The sequence below is a fragment of the Synechocystis sp. PCC 6803 substr. PCC-P genome, from assembly GCF_000284455.1.
Taxonomy (GTDB): Bacteria; Cyanobacteriota; Cyanobacteriia; order Cyanobacteriales; family Microcystaceae; genus Synechocystis.
On record NC_017039.1, the window covers coordinates 495,739 to 521,493 of the forward strand.

18 protein-coding genes and 1 pseudogene are annotated in these 25,755 nt (G+C 45.1%); 11 read left to right on the plus strand and 8 right to left on the minus strand.

Annotation, left to right across the window (positions count from 1 at the left end; genetic code table 11):
* Nucleotides 1-112: 112 nt before the first annotated feature.
* The 4 genes from SYNPCCP_RS02355 (at nt 113) to sbcC (ending at nt 5,460) form a co-directional block, all read left to right on the plus strand.
* Complete coding sequence (locus SYNPCCP_RS02355) at nt 113-370, plus strand: TatA/E family twin arginine-targeting protein translocase (protein WP_041425909.1); 258 nt, start codon at nt 113-115, stop codon at nt 368-370.
* A gap of 443 nt (nt 371-813) precedes the next feature.
* Entirely contained in the window at nt 814-2,208 is a 1,395-nt protein-coding gene (locus SYNPCCP_RS02360) for a sensor domain-containing diguanylate cyclase (RefSeq protein WP_010871659.1), read from the plus strand.
* 61 nt (nt 2,209-2,269) lie between these two features.
* Nucleotides 2,270-2,437: a hypothetical protein gene (locus SYNPCCP_RS17295; protein ID WP_158299069.1), complete on the plus strand. Its 168-nt coding sequence runs from the start codon at nt 2,270-2,272 to the stop codon at nt 2,435-2,437.
* A gap of 2 nt (nt 2,438-2,439) precedes the next feature.
* Complete coding sequence (gene sbcC, locus SYNPCCP_RS02365; RefSeq protein WP_010871660.1) at nt 2,440-5,460, plus strand: exonuclease subunit SbcC; 3,021 nt, start codon at nt 2,440-2,442, stop codon at nt 5,458-5,460.
* A gap of 81 nt (nt 5,461-5,541) precedes the next feature.
* Here the strand turns inward: sbcC and SYNPCCP_RS02370 are convergent, their stop codons facing one another.
* Complete coding sequence (locus SYNPCCP_RS02370) at nt 5,542-6,354, minus strand: pentapeptide repeat-containing protein (protein WP_010871661.1); 813 nt, start codon at nt 6,352-6,354, stop codon at nt 5,542-5,544.
* A gap of 51 nt (nt 6,355-6,405) precedes the next feature.
* On the opposite strand from SYNPCCP_RS02370, the gene rpmF reads away from it, so the two are divergent.
* From rpmF to SYNPCCP_RS02395, 5 genes are all read left to right on the plus strand, one after another.
* Complete coding sequence (gene rpmF / locus SYNPCCP_RS02375) at nt 6,406-6,579, plus strand: 50S ribosomal protein L32 (protein ID WP_010871662.1); 174 nt, start codon at nt 6,406-6,408, stop codon at nt 6,577-6,579.
* 98 nt (nt 6,580-6,677) lie between these two features.
* On the plus strand, nt 6,678-8,111 hold the full coding sequence (locus tag SYNPCCP_RS02380) for a phospholipid carrier-dependent glycosyltransferase (RefSeq protein WP_010871663.1): 1,434 nt from the start codon (nt 6,678-6,680) through the stop codon (nt 8,109-8,111).
* 195 nt (nt 8,112-8,306) lie between these two features.
* A complete protein-coding gene (gene fabI / locus SYNPCCP_RS02385; protein WP_014407072.1) occupies nt 8,307-9,083 on the plus strand; it encodes an enoyl-ACP reductase FabI in 777 nt (258 codons plus the stop codon).
* Between the two features lie 35 nt (nt 9,084-9,118).
* Nucleotides 9,119-9,631: a tetratricopeptide repeat protein gene (locus SYNPCCP_RS02390; protein ID WP_010871665.1), complete on the plus strand. Its 513-nt coding sequence runs from the start codon at nt 9,119-9,121 to the stop codon at nt 9,629-9,631.
* Nucleotides 9,632-9,719: 88 nt separating this feature from the next.
* Entirely contained in the window at nt 9,720-10,523 is an 804-nt protein-coding gene (locus tag SYNPCCP_RS02395) for a DUF2993 domain-containing protein (protein ID WP_010871666.1), read from the plus strand.
* 92 nt (nt 10,524-10,615) lie between these two features.
* On the opposite strand, the gene SYNPCCP_RS02400 is transcribed toward SYNPCCP_RS02395, so the two are convergent.
* Entirely contained in the window at nt 10,616-12,391 is a 1,776-nt protein-coding gene (locus SYNPCCP_RS02400; protein ID WP_010871667.1) for a calcium-binding protein, read from the minus strand.
* 487 nt (nt 12,392-12,878) lie between these two features.
* Between SYNPCCP_RS02400 and SYNPCCP_RS02410 the strand changes: the two genes are divergently transcribed.
* Nucleotides 12,879-16,874 carry a magnesium chelatase subunit H gene (locus tag SYNPCCP_RS02410; RefSeq protein WP_010871668.1) on the plus strand — a complete coding sequence of 1,332 codons (3,996 nt, stop codon included), beginning with the start codon at nt 12,879-12,881 and terminating at the stop codon, nt 16,872-16,874.
* Nucleotides 16,875-16,978: 104 nt separating this feature from the next.
* On the plus strand, nt 16,979-18,997 hold the full coding sequence (locus SYNPCCP_RS02415) for an ATP-dependent endonuclease (protein ID WP_010871669.1): 2,019 nt from the start codon (nt 16,979-16,981) through the stop codon (nt 18,995-18,997).
* A 213-nt stretch (nt 18,998-19,210) separates the two neighbouring features.
* Here the strand turns inward: SYNPCCP_RS02415 and SYNPCCP_RS02420 are convergent, their stop codons facing one another.
* From SYNPCCP_RS02420 to SYNPCCP_RS16680, 6 genes and pseudogenes are all read right to left on the minus strand, one after another.
* Nucleotides 19,211-20,290: a DUF2157 domain-containing protein gene (locus SYNPCCP_RS02420; RefSeq protein ID WP_041425910.1), complete on the minus strand. Its 1,080-nt coding sequence runs from the start codon at nt 20,288-20,290 to the stop codon at nt 19,211-19,213.
* 161 nt (nt 20,291-20,451) lie between these two features.
* Nucleotides 20,452-21,261 (minus strand): nucleoside triphosphate pyrophosphohydrolase, encoded by an 810-nt coding sequence (gene mazG, locus SYNPCCP_RS02425; RefSeq protein ID WP_010871671.1) that lies wholly within the window; start codon nt 21,259-21,261, stop codon nt 20,452-20,454.
* 129 nt (nt 21,262-21,390) lie between these two features.
* Entirely contained in the window at nt 21,391-22,575 is a 1,185-nt protein-coding gene (cruG, locus tag SYNPCCP_RS02430; RefSeq protein WP_010871672.1) for a 2'-O-glycosyltransferase CruG, read from the minus strand.
* A 75-nt stretch (nt 22,576-22,650) separates the two neighbouring features.
* On the minus strand, nt 22,651-24,636 hold the full coding sequence (locus SYNPCCP_RS02435; protein ID WP_010871673.1) for a PAS domain S-box protein: 1,986 nt from the start codon (nt 24,634-24,636) through the stop codon (nt 22,651-22,653).
* Nucleotides 24,637-25,045: 409 nt separating this feature from the next.
* On the minus strand, nt 25,046-25,204 hold the full coding sequence (locus tag SYNPCCP_RS16675) for a DUF4351 domain-containing protein (RefSeq protein ID WP_010871674.1): 159 nt from the start codon (nt 25,202-25,204) through the stop codon (nt 25,046-25,048).
* Nucleotides 25,205-25,252: 48 nt separating this feature from the next.
* A pseudogene (locus SYNPCCP_RS16680) lies at nt 25,253-25,721 on the minus strand (transposase).
* Between the last annotated feature and the right edge of the window lie 34 nt (nt 25,722-25,755).

Below are 25,755 nucleotides of genomic sequence, written 5' to 3' on the forward strand. Positions count from 1 at the left end.
CTTGGTTATGGGAGCCATAGCATCTCCGTGGGTTTCTGTGGGGACAAAGCTCTGCTACAGTCGGTTAAACGAATCTTTCTATCCCTCTAATCCCCTAACAGCACCCAATCCCATGAATATTTTCGGCATTGGCTTACCCGAACTAGGTTTAATCTTTGTTATTGCCCTATTGGTGTTTGGCCCTAAAAAATTACCAGAAGTGGGGCGCAGTTTGGGCAAAGCTCTGCGGGGATTCCAGGAAGCTTCCAAGGAATTTGAAACGGAACTGAAACGGGAAGCCCAAAATTTGGAAAAGTCAGTACAAATTAAGGCAGAACTAGAAGAAAGTAAAACCCCAGAGAGTAGCAGTAGCTCAGAAAAGGCCAGCTAACCCCTCCTTGGCGATCGCCAAGGAGGCAAGATTAGTTCATGGTGGGTTCCATTGACTTGATGGTGGTGCCCCTAACCGTCAATGGTTAAATGGTTGACTCCAAAGAATAGGCTATAGTTAATAGGTATGGAAACTGTCATCCCAGTTTTTTTCTACCCTGCTGAATTATTTAAACCCTTTTTTAAACATTTTTATCTTTACTAAGAGCGTGTTTGAAAAGCCCCCCTGGCCCCCCAAATTTGGGGGGAAACTAAGTCAAAGTCCCCCAGCATTGGGGGATTTAGGAGGCAGAATCAGACTTTATAAACAGGTTCTAACTAACGAAAATTTTAAATAAAAATAATACTTGGAGGAGAATAAAAGTTTTTAGTTTTAACCCCAAAAAACATAGCGCATCGGTTACCATCTGCTGATGGATAGATAGCTTGTCACACAAGAGTTCCATGCAAAATCTTTCCCTGCAAAAAGCACTTAAAAAGCCGGAAGTCAAAACTCTACTCCAGCAGTTGGGCGATTCCTTGGGGAAAAACTTTGCTATTTTTGACATCGGAGGTCACTGTCTTTGGGGCAAGGCCCAAGATTCCCAGCCAAAAGTTGATATTTATTGCCACCAAGTATTAATGGGGACCATAACTGGGGAATTTACTGAGCATTCCGCCGAGGCGATCGCCGCTATGCTAAGTTACATTGTGCAAACGGAGTATGAAAAAAAGCAGTTAGCCAAAGATACCCTACAAAAGTATGAAGAAGTAGTTTTTCTTTCACAATTTGCGAATGCTGTTGCCACCTGCACTGGGCTACAGGAGCTAATCGAAGTAATTAGGGCTGAGATTCGTCAAGTTATCAGTGTCGATGAAATATTTTTATATCTTTATGACCAAAGTCAGGATAGCCTAACTCCACTTTTGTATAAAACAGAAGAATCATTACAGAATTTTAAAGCAATTGAAAAAATTGTCGAGCGCGTTTTAAAGCTTAATCAAGTCGAAGTAATTGATGACATTCAAAATGACCAAGATTACCTCAATCAACCCTCTAAAATTCGCTCTTTACTTTGTTATTCTCTGACTGTCCAAAACTCAATTATTGGCGTTCTTGGTCTAGCTCACTACCAAGTCAAGCACTTTGATTCTAGTGACTTAAATCTTTTTTCCACCCTCACCGGCCAAGTAGCGGCAGCAATTCGTACTGCTCAATATTACGAAACCATCAAAAACTATTCCCAAACTCTAGAAATTAGGGTGAAGGAGCGTACCATGGAGTTGGAATTTGCCAAACAACAACTAGAGCAAGTTAACCAACGACTCAAACATTTAGCCATTTATGATGAACTAACCCAAATTCCCAATCGTCGCTATTTTACCAGTTACTTAGAACAGGAATGGCGACAATGTTTGCGGCAAAAATCTCCAATTTCCTTAATCTTATGCGACGTAGATTATTTCAAAAACTATAATGATCTCTATGGTCATCAGATGGGGGATAAATGTCTCCAAAGTGTGGCTAAAGTTATTCAAAATGCATTGAAACGTCCTTCCGATGTGCTCGCTCGCTATGGAGGTGAGGAATTTATTGTGATTTTGCCCTACACCGATCAATCAGGGGCTTACACCGTGGGCCAACGCATCCACCACTGCCTAGCCGAGGCACAGATTTCCCATGCCGATTCCCCTACGAGCCGTTACCTCACCATAAGTTTAGGGATTGGGACCACCGTGCCCCTATTGCATTATCATCCCAGTGATTTAATTAAAATTGCTGACCAGGCCCTCTATGCAGCCAAGGCGGCCGGGCGTAACCAAACGAAGCTGAAAACTTTATCTTTTCAATGTAGTTAGTTAAAATTGTGGGATCAAATATTAATTGGTAAGTTTTGATAATTAATTGACTAATTAGCCCATGAGTCTTGTTTTTTTAGTAGTATTTTTTCTGTTAACCAACGCTATCTTTACTAAGGTGTTGATCAGCTTGCCTGAATACTTGGTTAATCAGGGGGCAATGGTGGGGCGCTTTGCCGTACTAGGGTTAGTTGTTCTTTTGCTTAGTTGGACAATGGGGGATGATTGACTATGGTGCCCCAACAATTAATTTTAAAAAATTTCCTCAGTTATCAGGATGTGAGCCTGAACTTTCGGGGCCTGCATACGGCCTGTATCTGTGGGTCTAACGGTGCGGGTAAATCGTCTTTGTTGGAAGCAATCACTTGGGCAATTTGGGGCAAATGTCGGGCTGAAAGTGAGGATGATGTGCTCCATAACGGCACCGACCAAGTGAGAGTGGATTTTGAATTTATTAGTAATAACCAAACCTATCGAATTATTCGTAGTCGCCAACGGGGGCGCAGTAGTGTAACGGAATTTCAGATCAAAAGCGGTGATCATTTCCGCACCCTTTCCGCCAAAGGACTCAGGGCCACCCAAGAAAAAATCACCAACACCTTAAAGTTAGATTACGAAACTTTTGTCAATTCCGCCTATCTTCGCCAGGGAAGAGCCGATGAATTTATGCTACGTAAACCCAGTGAACGTAAGCAAATTCTGGCAGATTTATTAAAATTGGACCAGTATGAAATGTTGGCAACTAGGGCCAAAGATATTTCCAAAGAAGCCAAGGGTAAAATTAATATTCTCGATGAACGTTTACAAATCTTAGAGCAGGATTTAAATCAACGGCCGGATGTGGTAGCTAATCAAGCCAAACTAGTTGCAGAAATCACAGAAGTGCAAGCCCAACAACAACAGACACAATGGCAGTTACAACAGCTACAAACTAGTCAAAATCAACGTCAACAATGGCAAAAGCAAGCCGGATGGCAACAGCGACAGTGTCAGGAATTGACTACTGAGATTGCCAGGTTAGAAAACCAAAATGAAGAAATTAATCAGCAATGTCAAAAACTAAAATTACTCCTAGAGCAAGAAGCAGTTATTCAAGTTAATTTTCAGCGCTATCAAACCTTACAAAGCCAAGAAACAGAATTAGCTAAAGCTTTTCAGCAATATCAAAATTTGCAACAGCAACGACAGGATTTGGAGCAACAGTTGCAGCGTCAAGAAAATGAATTAGCGAGACAAACAGAGCAGCAGCTTCTGCGTTTGGAACATCTGGATAAGCAATTGGCCGAGTTACAACCTATTTTGGCTCAACAACAGGACATTGAAGCGGACTTAGATAAGTTAAAAATTGCCAAACAAAAACTAAGCCAGCTTGATAACCTTCAACATCAAGTTGCGCCCCTTTTACAACGACGTTCTGCCCTACAAGGGGATTTAGCTAGGGCCAGGGCCCAGTGTCAGGCTCAACTAGAACAACGCCAGGCGATCGCCAAACAATTACAGATAGCCATCGCTGCTATTCCTGAGCAAAGAAGGGCTTTTCAGGCTTTGGATGAGGAAATTTTCCAACTAAAAAATAAACAGGTTTATCTTAAACGAGTGGAAGAAAAAGGCCAGGAAAGGGGTCATTTCAAAGAACGACTCCAGGAAAATCAACGATTGTTTGAAAAACAGTTACGGGAATTAGAACAAAAACTGACCTTATTGGGCATTCCTGGGGCAACTTGTCCCCTATGTGAACAGGGTTTAGATGGCCACTACCACCAACAAGTGATTGAAAAAACTGAGCATCAATGTCAAGAACTACGCAATCAAATTTGGATTCTGAAGGAACAAATTACCCTTGCAGATCAAGAGCTAGCTATTCTCCGTAATGAATATAAAGAAATTGCCGATGGCTTAACTAATTTAGAACAATTGTTGCAACATTATGGACAAATGGAAGCAGAATTAGAAAAAAGTGGAGAAAACCATGAACAATTAGTGGAGTTAAATGAGCAAATTGCTGACTTAGAATTGAGCTTGACCGAAGGAAACTTTGCTGAATCTCTCCAATTAGAATTAGCGGCTCTAGAGCGAGAATTAACTAACTTAGCCTACGACGAACAAACCCATGCTTTGGCCCGCTCTACGGTGGATCAACTAAGAAAAGGGGAAATTCGCCAAGCTAAGTTGAAAGAAGCCCAAAGTAAATATCGACAATTAACAGGCGATCGCCCTGGTTTGGAGCAAAAATTACTGGCATTGCGTTCCCAATTGCAAAGTTTGGGCACCAGTTCTCCCCTCCGCCAACAATGGCAACAGGTGAGTACAGCTATATCCGAACTGAATTACAACAACGAAACCCATCAACAATTATTGGGAGAATTGCGACGTCAACAACCTTGGCAGTTAAAGCATCAGGAGCTAGAACAAGCCCGGCAACAATTACCAATCCTAATACAACGGGGCCAGGAATACCAAGATCTAATTGGCGATCGCCAGCGCGCCCTAGAGGAAAGACAAGGAGAATTGGCCCAGTTAGAAGAACAGATTCGCCAGTATGCAGACCATGGGGAACAAATTAAATTGTTGGAGCAAGAATTAGCACAAAGAAGGCAACAACTGGATAATTTGCTGGCAAAAAAAGGTGGTTTGGAGCAGTTATTAATTCAGATTGATACTTTACAGGGAGAATATGAAGAAACAAAACAGCAATTTGACCAGGCTAAAAAACAATTTCGCATTCATCAAGAATTGGGTAAAGCCTTTGGCAAAGATGGTATTCAGGTAATGATTATTGAAAACATTCTGCCCCAGTTAGAAGCAGAAACCAATTACATTCTGGCAAGATTAACCGGGAATCAACACCATATCCAATTTGTCACCCAAAAGGAGGGTAAAAGTAGCACCAAAAACAAACCAAAAATGATTAATACCCTAGATATTCTCATTGCTGATGCCCAGGGTACCCGTCCCTATGAAACCTATTCTGGTGGAGAAGCTTTTCGGATTAATTTTTCCATTCGTTTAGCCCTAGCTAAATTATTGGCTCAACGGTCTGGCACTGCTTTACAGTTACTAATTATTGATGAAGGTTTTGGTACCCAGGATGCGGACGGTTGCGATCGCCTGGTGGCTGCCATCACTGCCATTGCTTCAGATTTTGCTTGTATTCTCACTGTCACCCACATGCCCCAGTTTAGGGAAGCCTTTCAACAGCGCATTGAAGTGAATAAGACCGAGTTTGGTTCCCAATTGGCCATTGTTAGCTAGATTAAATCGGTATTTTTTCTGTTTATACTTAATTTTATCAGGAAAATTTTTTAAATTTGGAAACGACAGAAAGTATGAAAACTAACTATGCTTAGTGCCATCGGGGAGAATAGTTCCCGTCAACTTAGCGGCCGTTAGTTTGACCATAATTCGATTACCTGCGCCAATTTTGGCTCCCTGTAAATTAGCTCCACTCAGATCCGCCCCACTTAAATCTGCTCCTACCAGATTAGCTTCCTGCAAATTAGCTCCCCGCAGATTAGCTTCCAACAAATTGGCCCGGAAAAGATTAGCCCGAAAAAGATTGGCATTTTCCAAATTAACTTGGTGTAAAAAACTGTCGCTCAAATCTGCATTACTTAGATTGGCAGACACCATTTTCCGTCCTGACAAATCCTTCTCTTTTAAATTAGCCCAACGCAAATCTGCCCCGGTTAAGTCCCGATAGTAGGGTCGATTGTGGTTTTCTTGGTGATGGTGCTGGGAACTGGAACTGTGGTTGTGGTTGGTCTGGTGATGATGGTGATGGGATTGAGGTGGACGATCGCCGGGGGGCGGGTAAGGTGGAGGAGATGTGGCCTTGGGCTTGGATTTGGGTTTAGCTTTGGGAGCTTTGCTGGTCTGGTCCTTTTTAGGAATCTGGGAAGTTTTAGCGCTTAACTCCAGCTCCAATAATTCCTTGAGGCGATCGCGGGCTTGGTTAATTTCTTTGAGTTTCCTGGCCGCTTTGGCCAATAGGCGGGGATTGTCCCTGGGCAGGCGATCGGGGTGCCAAACAAAGGCTAAATCTCGATAGGCTTCATTGATTTCCTCCAGACTAGCCCCTACCTCTAGCCCCAGGATTTCGTAATAGTGGGAAAACTCTTGCATAATCACCGCTGTGCAATGGCCCACCTAAAAGCGTAATATAGAAAGGTTGTCAATTTTTAAGATCCCAGAGAAGTCATGGCAGTTCCCAAGAAGAAAACCTCCAAAGCAAAACGTGATCAACGCCGGGCCCACTGGCGCAGACAAGCTTCCTCCCAAGCGCAAAAGGCTTTGTCCCTCGGCAAATCCATTTTATCTGGCCGTTCTACTTTCCTCTATCCCCCCGCAGAAGAAGAAGGGGAAGAAGAGTAAAGATAAATTGTCAGTTAGCCGAATTTAGCATCAAGGTGAGGGGCGATCGCCAAGGACAAAACGGTTTTGGGAAAAATAATTGAATTGATTGAACTTCAATGCTTAACCAGTTCCCGAAGCTTCGCCTAACTCCCTTCACAACGGGCATTGTTGCTATTTTTCTGTTTTCCCTGGTTATACGATTTTGGAACCTGGGACAATTTAACCAATTAGTTTTCGATGAAGTTTACTACGCCAAATTTGCCAGTGACTATTGGTTAGGCAACGATTTTTTTCCCTCCCATCCGCCCCTGAGCCATTACCTAATTGCATTGGCCATGGGGTTGGGGCAGGTTTTTCCCGTTAATCCAGAACAAGTCAACGATCTGACGGGGGCTGTACGTTCCACCTGGAGTTACCGCTGGCTCAATGCCCTCACCGGGGCCACCATTCCCCTGCTCCTAGGGGCGATCGCCTACCTTTTAACCCAACGGCGACTGGTAACCCTGCTGACCATGGGCCTAGTGGCCTTGGATGGTCTGTTTTTGGTGGAATCCCGCTATGCATTGAATAACATTTATCTAGTTTTTTTTGGGCTCCTGGGACAAGCCTTGGTTTTGTGGCATCTACGCCAAGAGAAACTTTGGCAATTAATTCTAGGGGGCATTAGTTTAGCCTGCGCCGGAAGCGTCAAATGGAACGGTTTTGCTTTTTTATTGGGTGTTTATCTCCTCTGGGCGATCGCCTGGGTTAAACCTTTCTTCAACCAGGGTTGGACAAAGGGGGAAAGACAAGCAAATTCACTGCAACTATTGGATAGGGATGGAGAGAATAATCAAGGTTTTCTCTCCCGCTGGTTGATTATTTCCCCGCTGAAATTTGCGATCTGGTTGGTGCTAGTACCCGTTATTACCTACAGCGTCATTTGGATTCCCCATTTGTTAATGAATGGAGAATATGCCTCCCTAGAAGGTTTTTGGCGCATTCAACGGGAAACTTGGCAGTACCATCGTCGGGTGGGAAATAGCCCTGACATTCACCCCTATTGTTCCCCTTGGTATAGCTGGCTGTTGATGGCAAGACCGATCGCCTATTTTTACCAAAAATCCGGCCAGTTTGGCTTAATTAATGATGTCCACGCCATGGCTAACCCAATTTTGCTCTGGTTTTCCACCGGGGCCATGGCATTACTAACAGGCACTGTTATTTGGCAAAAAATACGTCAATTTTCCTCCCAGACCATCAATGCACCTTTGCGGGGGATAACCCTTTATATTGAGGTCAATTACGCCGTCAATCTACTGCCTTGGTTGGGCATTAGTCGTTGCACTTTTTTTTACCACTACCTACCCGCCTACGCCTTTAGTATTTTAGCCCTCGCTTTAATCCTAGAAACTTTACTGGACAGTCCCCGGCACAGTCATAACGTCATTGCTTGGGCAGTTTTAACCCTAGTGGCGATAGCCTTTTGGTATTGGTTGCCTGTTTTCTTGGGATTACCATTGACTCCTAGGGGCTTTGCCCTGCGGATGCTATTTCCCAGTTGGATTTGAAGCAAAGACAATCCTTCCAAATAAAATCGGCACGGTCTCAGATTCAGGCCGAAATGGATTGACTGGGACAGTTGGCTTCACCCCGATGGCTTCTTGGAAGTACGGACTGGGGGGTATATTGAAAAGTTGGGGTTGATGGCTCCCCAGACTAATTTTTCAGCAACTACCATTTTGAGCACTCCCAGGGAAAATTCTATGTTAGATCTCAGCGGCAAGCACGCCTTTGTTACCGGCATCGCCAATAATCGCTCCATTGCCTGGGGCATTGCCCAACAACTACACCAGGCCGGGGCTGAAATTGGCGTTAGTTATCTTCCAGATGAGAAAGGCAGATTTGAAAAGAAAGTGCGGGAGTTGACCGAGCCTTTGCATCCTACCCTCGTCTTGCCGGGGGACGTACAGGACGATGCCCAGGTGGATGCCCTGTTCCATAGCGTTAAGGAAAAATGGGGCAAACTCGATATTTTGATCCATTGCTTAGCCTTTGCCGACAAGTCCGGTTTGACGGGGAATTATACCGATATTCCCAAGGAAGCCTTTAGTCAAGCAATGGAAATTAGCACCTATTCCCTGGGGCGTTTGGCTCGGGGGGCAAAACCCTTGATGACCAATGGCGGTAGCATCATTACCCTGACTTACTTTGGCGGCGTGAAGGTTATTCCCAACTACAACCTGATGGGGGTGGCGAAGGCCGGTCTGGAAATGACTGTGCGTTATCTGGCCGCAGAATTGGGGCCCCAAAATATTCGTGTTAATGGTATTTCCGCTGGCCCCATCCGGACCCTGGCTTCTTCGGCGGTGGGGGGCATTTTGGATATGATTCACCATGTGGAAGAGGTGGCACCACTAAAGCGTACCGTCACCCAAACGGAAGTGGGGAATACAGCGGCTTTCCTGGCCAGTGACCTTTCCAGTGGCATTACCGGACAAATTATCTACGTCGATTCTGGCTATGAAATTATGGGTATGTAATGGTGAAGATTAAACGAGAAAAATAGTTCTTTGCCATGGGATCCGAGTATCAAGGCCAATTTGAGCAAAAATTTGAGGAAGGAAAGGCCGCTTTCGACCGGGGACGTTACCGCCAAAGTATTAGTCTTTTTGAGGAAGCGGTGAAGCTTTCGGCTGGGGCATCCCGTCGGGGCGGCGAAGCTCAGTTGTGGTTGGCCATGGCCCACCAAGCCAGCGGAGATCTGCCCACTGCCAAACAAATTTGCCGTAAATTGGTGCGCCATCCCCATCCTGAGTGCCGCAAGCAGGGGCAACAGGTGCTGGAAATTTTGCAAGCCCCCCAATTAACCAGGCCCAAGGAATGGTTGACTCCGATCCCGGATTTAACCGACCAGGAAAATACCAAACCCACTACTCCCCGCATGGCCCGTCGCCGTCGTCGTCTGCCGGAGCCTACCCCCATTCAGTTTGAAGATACCCGGAAAATGAATACCAAGGACAATGGTTTCATCTTTGCGGCGATCGCCTTTTTGGCAGTGTTGCTGGGGTTTACCTATTGGTTAAGTTAATAAAGTCGCCGGTGGTGGTTGCCATTTGTTACTAGTTTGCTAAAAAGCCAGTAAACTAGGCGAGAAATAATCATCCCCCACGATTGCTATGGAATGGTTCGCCATTGCCCTGTCTACTTTTCTCACTTTCCTGGCCCCAGTTAACTTCATTAGTGATCAGGTCATAGCCAATCAAATTCGCCAGCGGGTCCATGGGGTGGAAGACCTATCGGTGCGGGTGGACAATGCCCCCAACTACCAACTAATCCAGGGCAAAATCCAACGGGTACGCCTGGCCAGTCGGGGTTTGGAAATTGTGCCCAGTCTACGGATTCAACAGGTGCAATTGGAAACCGATCCCATCGACGTGGATTTGCAAGCTCTGCGGGAAAATCGCAACCTACCGGGATTGAGGCAAGCTCTACGGCAACCATTGCAAGGGGCGGCGGAACTGGTGCTCACGGAAGCTGATGTCAATAAGGCTTTGCAAAATGCCACTGTTAAAGAGCGGTTACAAAAACAAATTGACCAACGGGTGCCGGCTGATGTACCCCGCTTTCAACTGCTCAGCGCCCAGGTGGATTTCCTCCCAGACGATCGCCTAGGCATTAATTTAGAACTGGGGCAACAGTTGGAACCCAATGCTGAACTAGAAAAATTAGTCATTACCATCGAAACTGGCATCTCGATCCAAAACGGCGATCGCCTAACCCTGGTGGACCCCAGTGCCATTCTTAACGGCCGCCGCATTAATACCAATATTCTCAACAGCATCATTGGTAGTTTTAGTGATAATCTCAGCCTGAAAAGATTGGAAAATCGGGGCATCACCGCCAGAATTTTACGGTACGACATCACCGCTGATGAGTTCAGTTTCAGCGCCTTTGGCAGTATTGCTCCAGCAAAAGAATAAAAAAATGCCCCCAATACAGTGGATTAGGGGCAAAGATGGTTTACTTTGTGCATTACTGGTCTAATTCATTCCTGATCGAAGACTAATTGGGCCTAGGCGGTCGGAGTCGTAAAATCGTTAATTGTCAATTTACCACCAGTGTAGTTTTGGAGTTCGATAAAGGCATCGGTGTTGGGATTGAAGCCAAACGAGCCATTATTGATAGCCACAAAGGTGCGTGCCCCTGATCCACTGCCTACTGTGATTTGAGCAGCGTCGTATTGCCCCAGGGTTGCCAAACCAAGCACTGTTGCTCCTAGTCCAAGGATGCTGTTAACGCTCAGATGGCGAACCGCAGGAGAGAAGAAACCGTTGTTGGTGGGGGCAGATTGAACCAAGAACTTATCTTCACCACGAGTGAAATCGGTAATCACGTCAACCTTGGACAAATTAACGTTGAACCAGGAGAGGCCGAGCTGGGAATCCTTAAGATTGGTGTAGTCAAATAGGTCATTACCCATACCACCAGTCAAAATATCCTTATCGGCACCACCGATAATCAGATCATTGCCAGCACGGCCATTCAAAGTGTCATTGCCGTGACCGCCCATCAAAGTGTCATTTTTTTGGAAGCCAACTATGCTGTCATCGCCTTTACCGCCATCAAGAATGTTCTCTTGATCATCACCAATAATGATGTCATTCCCAATGGTACCGATAACGTTGTCAAAGTTGACCACCTTGACCAAACTTTGAGGAGAGCTTGCACCAGAAATCAAGATACTTTGCATGCCTAGGTCTACGTTGATAGTAATGCCTAGATCCGCACCAGAAAAGTCAATGGTGTTATTGTCCACACTGCCATCGGCGATGACTTCTTCGATGTTGAGGAGCGTATCTATGCCCAGGGATCCTAGAGGGCCTTTCTCAACGGTTAAAGTTAGATCACCAGCCCCTTTCAAGGTGATAGAACGAGGAAGAACAACCGGATCCTGTACAGTTCCATAATCCGCAGTATCAGTATCTGCACCACCGGGATCGGTACCACCGTCCAGGACGTCATTGCCGTCGCCACCATATAAAGTGTCATTTCCTAGGTCGCCGAATACGCTGTCATTTCCTAGATCACCGTATAAGCTGTCATTGTCTTGTCCACCCCTGACAATATCATTGCCTTGTCCACCCCTGACGGTATCATCGCCAACATTACCGTTCAGGGAATCCTCGCCCATATTACCGTTCAGTAAGTCATTTCCCTCACCTCCGGATATGGTGTCATTTCCCCCCAGACCACGTATGGTGTCATTTCCTCCTAGACCAGATAGGACGTTGTTTTCACCGTTACCGTCGATGATGTTGTCTAGGTCATTACCCTCACCTATGATGGCAGTCCCCGTCAGGGTTAGATTTTCAATGAAGGTGGGTGTTAACTCGGGCCTCGTCAGTGGCTCACTCAGAAACAAATATGCTGCATACTTAGTTGCACCTAGCGTGGCCAAAGCCGCTCCATTGTTTACCAACCCATTGATGGCAGGCAAGTAGAACGGCCCAGTATTTAGAGAATAATCCACAGACGATATAACGGAGTCCATGCCACCACCAGCACTCGCCTCACCGACCTTGTCGCCCGTATTATCAACGTAGTAAGTGTCGTCACCTGAACCGCCGAACATAATATCAGCGCCTGTGCCACCATCCAGGATGTCATCCCCTCCTAACCCGACAAGAATATCATTTCCTGCTTTGCCGTTGATGACATCATCTATATCACTATCGACAAACGGAGGAGACAATGATAAGTCAATCGATCCAATCAAGGCTGGCCTGAAATCAAAAAGACCGGCGAATGTATTGTTGTCGTTGCCATTCGTTCCGTTAATGAGAGCCATAGTACTTAACCTCTAGTAGTGAAATAAACTGTAGAGCAGAAAAAAATATAGTGCTCGATCGCCGAGCATTGTGTAGTTTAGGATTGCGGCGGGTGACTGAGTCTAGGTTGGGACGAAAGCCTCAAGTCAAGGGATATTTAGTATTTTCCAGATGAACCAGTAGAGTTTGACATCCACTTTCGGTGTTCATACTTAAATCCTACACTGGGTTGATTGATTTAAGTGCTAAGAAATGCTTAAGACTTTCAATTTTATGTTAATTTTTATGTTCTTTAAGTTGAGCTTTGTAAACTTAGGTTTTTTATTCACCGATCAGCTCGCCAAAAATTGTGCGGTGCAAAGATGGATTTCCCGGCGATCGCCACTGTTTAATTTCAGGTTCAAAGCCAGGAATGCCCCCACTGCCTCGAATTTTCTGCTAGAAATACCTAGGGGCCTGTTGCAAAAATCCCTTTAAAATCGAACCCTTTAGGAGAACACCACTTATATGTTTACTAACGTCAAGTCCACCATCCGCCGTGTTGATCCCGAAGCGTTGAATGGACGCCAGCTACTCAAGGTGGTTTATGTGGTCTTGGAATCCCAGTATCAGAGCGCTTTGTCGGCGGCCGTTAGAAACATTAACCGTACCAACTCCAGCCTGGCCATTCAGTTAACGGGCTATTTGATCGAGGAGTTGCGGGACCCGGAAAATTACGCCAACTTTAAACATGACGTCAGCGAAGCTAATCTCTTCATTGCTTCCCTGATTTTTATTGAAGATCTGGCCGATAAGGTGGTGGAAGCGGTAACTCCCTATCGGGACAATTTGGATGCGGCGATCGTGTTCCCCTCCATGCCCCAGGTGATGCGCCTGAACAAAATGGGTTCCTTTTCCATGGCGCAATTGGGCCAGTCCAAAAGTGCGATCGCCCAGTTCATGAAAAAGCGCAAGGAAAACAGCAGTGGTGCTGGCTTCCAGGATGCGATGTTGAAACTGTTGCGGACCCTGCCCACGGTGTTGAAATATTTGCCGGTGGAAAAGGCCCAGGATGCCCGTAATTTTATGCTCAGCTTCCAGTATTGGTTGGGAGGCTCCCAGGAGAACTTGGAAAACTTCCTGCTGATGCTGACCGACAAGTATGTTTATCCTGATTTGGGCTTGGATAAACTGGTCAACTACCAGGAGCCAGTGGTCTATCCCGATATGGGCATTTGGCATCCCCTGTCCATGCAGATGTTTGAAAACGTGAAGGATTACCTGGAGTGGTATAACCAACGTCCCGACATCAGCGAAGATCTCAAAGATCCTTTAGCCCCCTGCATTGGTCTGATTATGCAACGCACCCACCTCGTCACCGGGGATGATGCCCATTACGTTGGCATGGTGCAGGAATTGGAAGCCATGGGGGCCCGAGTGATCTGCGTGTTCTCCGGCGGTTTAGATTTCTCCAAGCCTGTCAACGAATATTTCTGGGATAAATCCGTTAACGGTGTGGAACCCCTGCCCATTGTGGATGCGGTGGTTTCGTTAACTGGTTTTGCTCTGGTGGGTGGCCCCGCTCGTCAAGATCATCCCCGTGCCATTGAATCCCTGAAAAAGCTCAACCGTCCCTATATGTGCGCCCTGCCCCTGGTGTTCCAAACCACAGAGGAGTGGGAAGCCAGCGATTTAGGTTTACACCCCATCCAAGTGGCGTTACAAATTGCCATTCCTGAACTGGACGGGGCGATCGAACCGATTATTCTTTCCGGTCGGGATGGTTCCACCGGTCGGGCCATTGCTCTCCAAGACCGCCTAGAGGCGATCGCCCAGCGGGCCATGAAGTGGGCTAATTTACGCAAAAAACCTAAGCTGGATAAAAAAGTTGCCATTACCGTATTCAGTTTCCCCCCCGATAAAGGCAATGTGGGCACAGCGGCCTATCTGGACGTGTTTGGCTCCATCTATGAAGTGATGAAAGGCCTCCAGGGCAACGGCTACGATGTGCAAGATTTACCCGGTTCCGCCAAGGAATTAATGGAAGCGGTCATCCACGATGCCCAAGCCCAATACAACAGCCCAGAATTAAACATCGCCCATCGCATGTCGGTGGAGCAGTATGAACGCCTGACCCCCTACTCGGTGCGGTTGGAGGAAAATTGGGGCAAACCCCCCGGACATCTGAACAGCGACGGGCAAAATTTACTGATCTACGGTAAGGAATTCGGTAACGTCTTCATCGGTGTACAACCCACCTTTGGTTACGAAGGGGACCCCATGCGCTTGCTATTCTCCCGTTCCGCCAGTCCCCATCACGGTTTTGCCGCTTACTACACCTATTTGAACCACATTTGGAAAGCCGATGCGGTATTACATTTCGGCACCCACGGTTCTTTGGAATTTATGCCCGGTAAACAGATGGGCATGTCCGGGGAATGCTATCCCGATAATTTGATTGGCACCATTCCCAACTTGTACTACTACGCCGCCAACAATCCTTCTGAAGCTACCATCGCCAAACGGCGGGGTTATGCGTCCACCATTTCCTACTTGACCCCTCCCGCAGAAAATGCCGGTTTATACAAAGGTTTGCAGGAGTTAAACGAGCTAATTGGCTCCTACCAAACCCTGAAGGATTCCGGCCGGGGCATCCAGATTGTTAATACCATCATGGACCAGGCCCGCATCTGTAACCTTGACCAAGATGTCAATTTGCCCGACATCAACGCCGAGGAAATGGATCAAGGTCAGCGGGATACCATTGTCGGTTCCGTTTACCGCAAGCTGATGGAAATTGAGTCTAGGCTCCTGCCCTGTGGTCTCCATGTCATTGGCCAGCCCCCAAGCGCCGAAGAGGCGATCGCCACCCTGGTAAACATTGCCAGTTTGGACCGGGAAGATGAAGGCATTTGGGCTTTGCCTACCCTGATTGCGGAAAGCATCGGGCGCAATATGGAGGAAATTTACCGCAACAGTGACAAGGGGATTTTGGCCGACGTGGAATTGTTGCAAGACATTACCCTAGCTACCAGGGCTGCTGTGGCCGCTCTGGTACAGGAACAAATTAATGCCGACGGTCGAGTTTCCTTTGTTTCCAAGCTGAACTTCTTCAAAATTGGCAAAAAAGCTCCCTGGGTCAAATCCCTCTGCGATTCCGGCTACCCCAACGTCAATGAAGAAAAACTCAAACCCCTGTTTGAATACCTGGAATTCTGTTTGGAACAGGTTTGTGCCGACAACGAATTTGGTGGCCTACTCCAAGCCCTGGAAGGGGAATACGTCCTGCCCGGCCCTGGTGGCGACCCCATCCGTAACCCCAATGTGTTGCCCACAGGAAAAAATATCCACGCCCTCGATCCCCAATCCATCCCCACCCTGGCCGCTGTCCAATCCGCCAAAGTAGTGGTCGATCGCCTGTTGGAACGGCAACGCGCCGAAAATGGTGGTAATTATCCCGAAACCATTGCTTCTGTGCTCTGGGGTACGGATAACATCAAAACCTACGGCGAATCCCTGGCCCAAATTATGTGGATGGTGGGAGCCAAACCCGTCCCCGATGCCCTCGGTCGGGTAAATAAAATCGAACTGGTGCCCCTGGAAGAACTGGGTCGCCCCCGCATTGACGTGGTGGTGAATTGTTCCGGGGTATTCCGGGATCTGTTTATTAACCAAATGAACCTGTTGGATCAAGCGGTGAAACTAGCCGCCGAAGCCGATGAACCCCTGGAAATGAACTTCGTTCGTAAGCACGCCCTGGAACAGGCAGAAGAGATGGGCATTGGCGTAAGGGAAGCGGCCACCCGGATTTTCTCCAACGCCTCCGGTTCCTATTCTTCCAACGTCAACTTAGCGGTAGAAAACAGCAGTTGGGAAGATGAGTCGGAATTGCAGGAAATGTACCTCAAACGCAAGTCCTTCGCTTTCAACTCCGATAACCCCGGCATGATGGACCAAAATCGGGATATGTTCGAGCGGGCTTTGAAAACCGCCGATGCCACATTCCAGAACTTGGATTCCTCGGAAATTAGCCTCACCGACGTATCCCACTACTTCGACTCCGACCCCACCAAGTTAATTTCCACCCTGCGGGATGACGGCAAAGCCCCCGCCGCTTACATTGCCGACACCACCACCGCCAACGCTCAGGTACGTACCCTATCGGAAACGGTGCGCCTTGATGCCCGCACGAAATTGCTCAATCCCAAATGGTACGAAGGGATGCTTTCCCATGGCTACGAAGGGGTGCGGGAACTATCCAAACGGTTAGTCAATACCATGGGCTGGAGTGCCACTGCCGGCGCAGTGGATAACTGGGTTTATGAGGATGCCAACAGCACCTTCATCAAAGATGAGGAAATGTGCAAACGGTTAATGGACTTAAACCCCAACTCTTTCCGCCGCATGGTCAGCACTTTGTTGGAAGTCAATGGCCGCGGCTATTGGGAGACTTCTGATGAAAACTTGGAACGGCTACAGGAACTTTATCAAGAAGTGGAAGACCGCATTGAAGGGGTTGAATAACTTCTAAAATCCTGAACTAAGATATAGGGGTGGGCTAGGCTCACCTTTTTTATTAGCTTAATAGCCTAACTTTAGATTCGTATAGCAAGTAAGCAGTAATTCATATGGAATTAAAAAGTGTTAAATTAAACAAATTTAAAAGATTTGAAAGTGCTGAGCTTAAAACTAATGGTAAGCTTATTGCTCTAATTGGAGCCAATGAAAGTGGAAAGACATCTATTCTAGAAGCAATACAATGTTTGGATGATGATAAAGCTTTCTCCGACGTGTTTTTTACTCGTGACCTTTCCGAACCTGAGCAAGATGAAGTCATTATCGAAGCTACATATATGTTAAGTGAAGAGGACAATGAATCAATCCTCTTTTATGATCCATTACGCGTGGCAAAGAAATTTTTGATTCTGAAAAGAGCTAATGGAAAACGGAATTTTAAAATTGAGCCTGATATTATATTTAATGACCAATATCGAAAAGAAATAATTAATAAAACATTACAGTTTATTGAAAATATATTTTATGAAGATCAAGACTTTGATAACGAACTATTAAATAATATAGTTACTGAAGGCAGAGAAATTATTTTGCAATTGCAGACGTCTTTAAATGATAAACGAAATAAGGATCGACACAATGGAGAAAAATGGCAAGTTCCACACGAAGTTCCTAACGTACTGGTGATGGAGGATCAAAAAAAGTTAGAGTTATGGATTGAGCTTATAGAAGAATTTTTGGACTTTAATCAAGGAACAAACAATGAAAAACACTTAAAAGAATTGTCAGACTCAGCAAAAAAACTATTAAAATATGAGAACTCATCACTGATAAATGGATCAATCGAGATAATTTACAAGCGACGACCTAAAGCATTACTATTTGATGATGAATCCAGAAAAATCCCGTCTTTTTTCTCAATAATCACACAAAATACAAATAAAGAAAAAATTGTAGCCAAGCCGGATAAAGCACTAGCAAATTTATTGAAATTAGCCAAGTTAGATTTGAATGAGTTATTTAAATCTCTTGGAAATTTACAGAAATCACAAATGTTGTTGAATCGAGCAAATCAAACAATAGTAGATTTTTTCAATAGCAAATGGAGTCAGTCAAATTCTCAATATCTAAAACTTTACTTGCATGGTAACACATTAAGAATCTCTATAGAGACTAATAAAGGTAGTAGTTTTAATATAGACGAAAGAAGTCAAGGCTTCAGGCAATTTGTTGCCCTAACTTGTTTTTTAGAAGTTGAGCATTTAGATGTTTTACCAATTCTACTCATAGATGAAGCAGAGCTACACTTACACTATGATGCTCAGGTTGATTTAATGAAAGTTTTGGAAAAGCAAAGTATTGCAAAAAAGGTAATTTATACGACTCACTCTATTGGTTGTTTGCCGGAAGATTTAGGAGTAGGGATCAAACTCGTAGAGACTCAAAGAGAACAATTGGAAAGAAGCATAATTGAAAACAATTTTTGGATTAAATGGAAGAAAAAAGAATTAGGAATGACTCCTATCCTATTTGGTTTGGGTGCTGCACAAATGTCATATATTGCTATTCGTCCTGCCTTATTTGGTGAAGGAATATCAGAAGTAATCATATTACCAACCATATTCAGGCAAATTATAAAAAAAGAGAATTTAGGATTTCAAATAATTGGTGGTTTATCTGAGACCAATCAGTACGCATTACTTGATGGTCAAGCACCTAAAGTTGTTTATGTAACTGATTATGATAGAGCAGGTGATGAATTCAAAAAAAAGTTAGAAGAGAATGGCATAAATCCAGAATTTATCAAGCAACTACCAGGAGATGACAACGCATCAGTTTTAGAAGATTTTATTTGTCTTGATCTTTATATTCGTGCAGTTAATGAAGAGTTAAATCAACGGAACAAAAATCCACCAAATATTAAATCTGATGATTTTGGAGAAATTAATCGTCCAAAAAATCTAAAGAAATGGTGTCAATTAAAAGGTCTTAGTGAACCAACAAAAGTCAATGTACTTTATCGCTTAATAGACTATGCTTATAGTGATGAGCAATCCCAAATTCTTGATTTTAAATATATCGAAAAATTTAAAGAACTTTATGAATCAATCATAACAATACTGGAAAGATAATCATATGTATGTATCTCTTCCACTTAATCAAGTATTAAATTTTAAATATCGGACTTTTATTATTCAAGAAGAAAGATGATTTACAGCACTGATCCCTGGCTTACCCAGTTGTATGACTCAGGGAGAAATGATAGAAGAAAATGAATATAAACAGTCATTGTCAAAGGCGATCGCCAAATCAACGAGAAAAAGTGATTAAAAGAAGTTATTCTTTTATCGTTCCCGAGGGAGAAAATTACGCCAGTGGGGAGGGAGTAGATCGTCAAAATAAGCTTCCACTAACCGGTAATGTTTTTGGTAAAGTACACCAACAGCAATAATGGCCAAACCGATGGCTGACAGTGCAAAGGGGAACAAAATGGAATCGGCAAAGACTTGGAAGGCTAAATAACTGATGTAGCCGAATACCCCAATGACACCAAACACCATAAATAGTCGTCGTTTGAGCAAAATTGATAGGGCCATCAGACCTAAATTAATCAGGCAAAAAAACAGTCGGTACCATTCCGTATCCTGCCCTGTGGCCAAGAGACTAAACCAAAAACTAATCAGTCCAAACAGGTAGAGCCAAAAGCTGTAATCCCCCCGACTGCGCCGCCAGCGCAAATCCACCCCATAGGCGATCGCCAAACAAATAATGCCAAAACCCAGGGTCAGGCGGGCCGCAGTAATGAAACTGACCGTCTCTCCGTAAATGAGCGGGGGAATATCAATGGAAAGGAACCAGAGGCAGAAGGCAAGGGGGAAGGTGAGGAAAGGAAAGTGAATAAAGCGCAAAGCCAATAAACTGGCAATAATCGTACCCATGGCCAGGGGGAAACGGCCGCTGATTAACCAGGTGGGTAAATTACGGTACACGGAAGGATCTTCAAGGGAAATTAACCCAAAACCCTGTTGCAGTCCGTAAATGGCCAAGGGGGTCATCCAAACAGCAATGGTAATCAATAGGCCGCCGGGCACAGGCAATTTTTGCTGAAAATAAAGCCATTGGCCCACTATGATCAGACCCAGTGCATATACCACTGCCACAGTGAATAGACCAAATCCCCCCAGGGCATCCCAAACAATGCTACCGAGGAAAACCATGGCCACAATCACAATCAGGGCACCAAAGTAAAAAGCAACGTTGGCAAAGTCGAATCGCAACGGCGGGGAATCACTATTTTCCCTGGCCCCTTCCATGGCAGGAAAGTCCTTATGTTCTATCCAGGCTTGCCATAATTGTTCGGCTTGCTCTGCGGACAAATAACCCTGTTCTACCGCCCAGGCTAGGTCTGTTTCGGTAATGTCCATGCCCAAATTTTCCTCCATTGCTCGCCACTGACCTTTTACCGTATCAGGCGATCGCCAGGGATAGGGGATGACAACGGGGCAATTCTGGAATTGGAAGAAATTAACGGCGACAATCTGTCTGGGGATGAACCAGAAAATCTAACTAGGATTAGCGGGAGAACTTATTGGTTAAGTTGCTTTTTGGCCTGCTGCCATAGGGTTTCCAACTCTTCTAATTTGTACTGATCCAACGGGCGATCGGCAAATTTTTCCATCAATTGTAGCCGCTGAATAAATCTTTGATTGGTGCCATGGAGAGCCAAGGAAGCGTCGAGATTGTACCAACGGGCCAGGTTGATGAGGGTGAATAATAAATCCCCTAATTCTGCCTGTTGATGGCCCTTATCCTCCGTGGTCAAAGCCTGTTTAAATTCGGTTAACTCCTCTGTAAACTTAGCCCATACGCCGTCAACATCTGGCCATTCAAAGCCCACCGCCGCTGCCTTTTGAGAAATTTTACTACCGGCCATCAGGGGGGGCAACGTACTGTTATAGCGTTCTAATTTGATGCTTAAAAGTGGTGTTTGGTCGGGGTTTAAACCCTTTTCCTGTGCCTTAATCGTCTGCCAATTGGCTTTCACTTCCTCTGCATCGCTGACTGTTACCTCAGCAAAAACGTGGGGATGGCGACGGATAAGTTTGGCGGTAATGCCCTCTGCCACCTGTTGCAAATTGAAGTGTCCTAAATCCTGGGCCACTTGGGCTTGGAGTACCACCTGGAGCAATAAATCCCCCAATTCCTCGGCGATCGCCGTTTGGTCTTGGCTTTGTAGGGCGTGGACCACTTCGTAGGCTTCTTCCACCACGTAGGGAATTAAACTTTGTTGGGTTTGGGCTAAATCCCAAGGGCATCCCCCCTTTGGCGATCGCAGTTGGGCCACTACGGCAATTAATTTTTCTAGGGCTTGGAGAATGGGGGCAGTGGCATCCATAAAAATCAGCAGTTAATCTAACCAATACAACGGGGAATCAGGGGGTAATTTTTGACCGGGCCAAAACTCTCAGATGGGTTAGCAAAGTTTCAGGCCAGGCTAATTTTCCCCAACTAAGTTAAGCAATCTTTAGGAAGCACCGGGGTAAATTCGCCCCCGCCATTGTTTGGGGGTTTGGGAAGCGGAAATGATAATCCGGGTCACCGCCAACGGATCCGCCAGGGGAGAAAGCCAATAACTCCAGGCTCCTTTTTCTGAAGGTCGGTAATAGGAAGGATAAATGGCCAACAGCATCCCCCAACGAACTAAAAGCAAAAAACCATTCAGGGCGATCGCCAAGCGGAGGGTTAAAAAGTCAAAGTCTTCCCCCCAAAGCATCAACAACAGGGAAAAAAACAAAATTGGTAAGCCTTGCACCAATAGCAGAAAAATTACCTCTGCCCATAACCGGGCCGGCACCGTTGCATCCTTGAGATCCAGGGAACGGCCCCATTCTCGCCAGGTTTCGCCAATGCCTTCGTACATTCTCACCCGGATCAAGTTAGCGCCATCCAAAAAGCCCACTCGATAACCCCGTTGGGCCGCCACCCTCGCTAAGGTCACATCATCACAAAAAGAACGAGCCGCCAGTTCATAGCCCCCCAAGGCTTCCAACACCAATCGCCGACAGAGAAAACATTGACCATTGGCCATCACCGTTTCCGGAGCCTGTTCCCTCACCCCAGCGGACTCAAAACGGTATAGCAACGTCATCAGCAAAGCCGGTTGCAGCCACCATTCCCCAGGCGATTGCAAAATAAATTGGGGCGATAGGGAAAGAATGTCGTAATTTTCTTCCTCCGCCGCCTGCACGACACTGGCCACTAGCCCCGGTTGGGGTTGGGTATCGGCATCAATGCCCAAAATCCATTCGCTGGCGGGATCACTGTGCCTAAAGCCATAATTGAGCGCCCAGGGCCGCCCCACCCAGTTATCTGGTAAAGGATCATCGGTCAGCAGTTGCAAACGGGGATTATCTTTTTGCCTTGCTTGCACCACTGCCTGGGTGCCATCGGTGGAACGACTATCCACCACCAAAATTTCCCTTAATGGTGGCCCCTGTTGGGCTAAACCAAGCAAACAAGGAGTTACCCGGGCTGCTTCATTTAAAGTTGGCACCACCACGGACACATTGCGAACCCCTTCTTCCGGCAAAAATACCGGTGCCAATGGCGATCGCCGCCGTGCTCCTTTGACCAAACGGCTGAGCAAAATTAAACTAGCTACCCCCTGGGCCACTAACAACCCCAAGCAGAGTATGGCAATGATCAGCATTATTTCTGTTTTTAATATGGATGAAGGGGAATTGCCTGCAACAACGGGCCGGAGGAGTCAACGCCAAAGTAGTGATTATAGTTGTTTAGGAATGACCAAAGATACCGTTGTGCCCTGTCCTAGCTCACTTTTGATCTCGATTCTGCCCCCATAAAAGGTTATCAACTTTCTGGCGATCGTCAAACCAATACCAATGCCGGCAATATGGCCCACGTTGGACCCCCGCTGAAATGGCTCAAAAATTTTCTCTAACTCTGTCTCCGGAATACCTATGCCATAATCTTGAATTTCAAAGATTATTTCTTCGGGAGATTCCAACAGCAGTAAATCAATAGTAAGAATAGTAGGGGAATATTTAATGCCATTGGCTAGTAAATGGGTCAAAACCGGTTTCAATAAAACAGGATCGAATTTGACTGCCAACCGGGTCTTAGAACTTAAACAGGCACAAAAATTAATTTTATAGGGATAACTAAGATATTCAGTTTTATCAATTATATCCTGGCAAAAATCAATTAAACTACCCTTAACCAACACTGGTTCGATTTCTTCTTGGTTAAGATTAATAGTAATAATATCGCCAATTAATTCATCAATTTGCTTCGCTCCCCTAAGAATTGACTCTATATATTGAACTCGTTTTTCATCGGTTAGTTTTGCTTCAAATTTTCCCATAATTGAAGCCGCACAGGAAATGGTCGTTAAGGGGGTGCGAAATTGATGGGAAATGGCCGTAATAAATTCGGAACGCAATTGATTCAGCTCTTTTTCCCGCTGTAACGCCAAGGAGGTGCTCCTTTCCATGGCTTTGCGATCGCCAATGTCTTGAACCATCACCACACAAAAATCAAGACTGCCATCTAGCCTACGATGGGCTTGTACCCCAAGATTTACATAAATATTATGGCCATCTTTGTGGATATAACGTTTATCAATTTCATAACCATCTATTTCACCATCCAATAGGCGTTGATAATTACTTAGATCTAGCTCTAGGTCATCGGGATGGGTAATTTCTGCCCAGGTTTTTATTCGCAACTCTTCAGGGGAATAGCCCACTATTTGGCAAAGCTTTGGATTAACATTAATCCATGTTTTATCAGTGGATACTATGGCTAAACCAATGATGGATTGATCAAAATAAAGTCTTAGTAATTGTTGTTGCTCATAAACTTCCTTCGTTCTCAGTTTAACCCTCTCTTCTAGTTCCTGATTAATCTGCCTAATTTCATCCCTAGATTTAGTAATTTCTTGTTCATATTTGACTCGTTTACTAATATCTTTAACATGGGAAATAAAATATAATGGCTCTCCATTAATTCCCCGCACTAAAGAAGTAGAAACTTCACCATAAATAATATGACCTTGACGATGAATATATCTTTTTTCTAGGGTGGCGTGGTCTTGATGTTCAGTAATGGCGTTTTGTATAAATGTGGGGCTAACTTGCTTATCCTCTGGTACTGCTAAGTCGTTAACTGTCATCTTTTCTAACTCTTGACGACTGTAGCCGAATATTTTTCCCATTTTGTCATTAACTTTGATCAAATGACCCTCTAAATCCACCATACACATACCAACATTGGCATTCTCAAATGCGAGGCGAAATTTTTGCTCACTTTGTTGCAAATGATGATTTGATTCGATTAATTGTTGTTCAGTCTGTTTTTCCGACGTAATATCCAGCACTACCCCAAACCAAGCCGTATCTTGATTAGCCAATTTTTCTGGTTGAGACTTGGTACGCAGCCACTTTAATTTCCCCGATGGGGTAATAATGCGCCATTCCAAACATAATGGCTCCAGGGTGGCTCGACTGTGGGCTAGGGCCTGCCTTTGCAAGATTTGGTCATCGGGGTGAATTTGTTTGAGTAAAATTTCAGCATCAGCCAACACAGCGGCCGCAGTTACTTCATGGAGAAGTTCAATTTGCGGACTAATATAGGTAAAAGCAATGGAATCATCGCTATGCTGGACAAATCGGTACAGCCAGCCGGGAATTACACCTTCTAGTTTCTGCAAAAATCTTTCTGGTTCAGAACCGAGCAAGAAAACAGACATAGCCTTAACGCCCAAATTTGAGACAGAGTTTGCAAAGCGCAGAAATAGTTTTCTCCGGGGTAGTAAAAATAACTTTAGGGCTAGTTAGGGCAAATTCCGAGTCAGCTTCATGCGCACAAAACAGTTGCTATGCTTATTTTGTAAGAATTTTTCTGTCCTACTCAGATACCGCAACCGCTGGAATAGGTTTTTAAATCATACTCCTAAAAAACTGGATTTTTCAGACAAAAAAGTTTCGATGCCTGAATCGTGTTCTTACTTGAGTATAATTTTTGGGCAAAAATTAAAGCCAAATACTTTTTCCTGATTCATAAAACTTTATCTTTCACGGCCTACTATCTCCAATGACTTACTATATCGCAACTTTGATAACTTTGCACCCTGGCTAGCCACCACCAATTTTTGTGGATTATCCAAACTTCTCTAAATACACTTCTAGGTCGGCCGTCTCGGTGAAATCCAATAGTGCTTCCCCCAAATCCTCTAACTCGGCGATCGATAGTTTCTGAACTTGTTGCACTTGAACTGCGGGCAATCCACCTAAGCGACGGTTTAACAGACGCAACACTAGGATTAAGGCTTCACTTTGACGACCTTAGAAAATGTTTGAAAAGTTTTAAGCAAGCTTTTGAACCATGAGACTAATCATGGCGACATAGAGCATTGTCTCACTAGTGGTAGGTAAATTTCATAATTCTTTCTTAAACGACGATAGCGACCAAACCAAGCAAAGGTGCGCTCGACTACCCAACGGCGGGGTAGGACTTCAAAGCCTTTGTGTCCCTGCTTTTTGCTGACCACATTCAAAGTCCAACCAAAAGTATTCTCCACCCAGAAAATAAAATCCTTGTACCATCTTCGTGCCATGGCTGAAAATAACCATAGAGCGTTCGCCATTTAGGAAAATCATGGGGCAGAAGTCGCCAGGCACACCCCGTTCTGGGCATGTAAAAAATAGCATTGAGTATCTCCCTCAGACTAGTTTTCCGTTTTCTTCCCCCAGTTTTTGCTTTGGGTAAATGAGGTTCTACCAATTGCCACTGGCTATCAGTGATGTCGCTGCTGTAAAATTCTCTCGGTATCATTATGGTGAAAATTCTATATTCTTCACCATTTTTC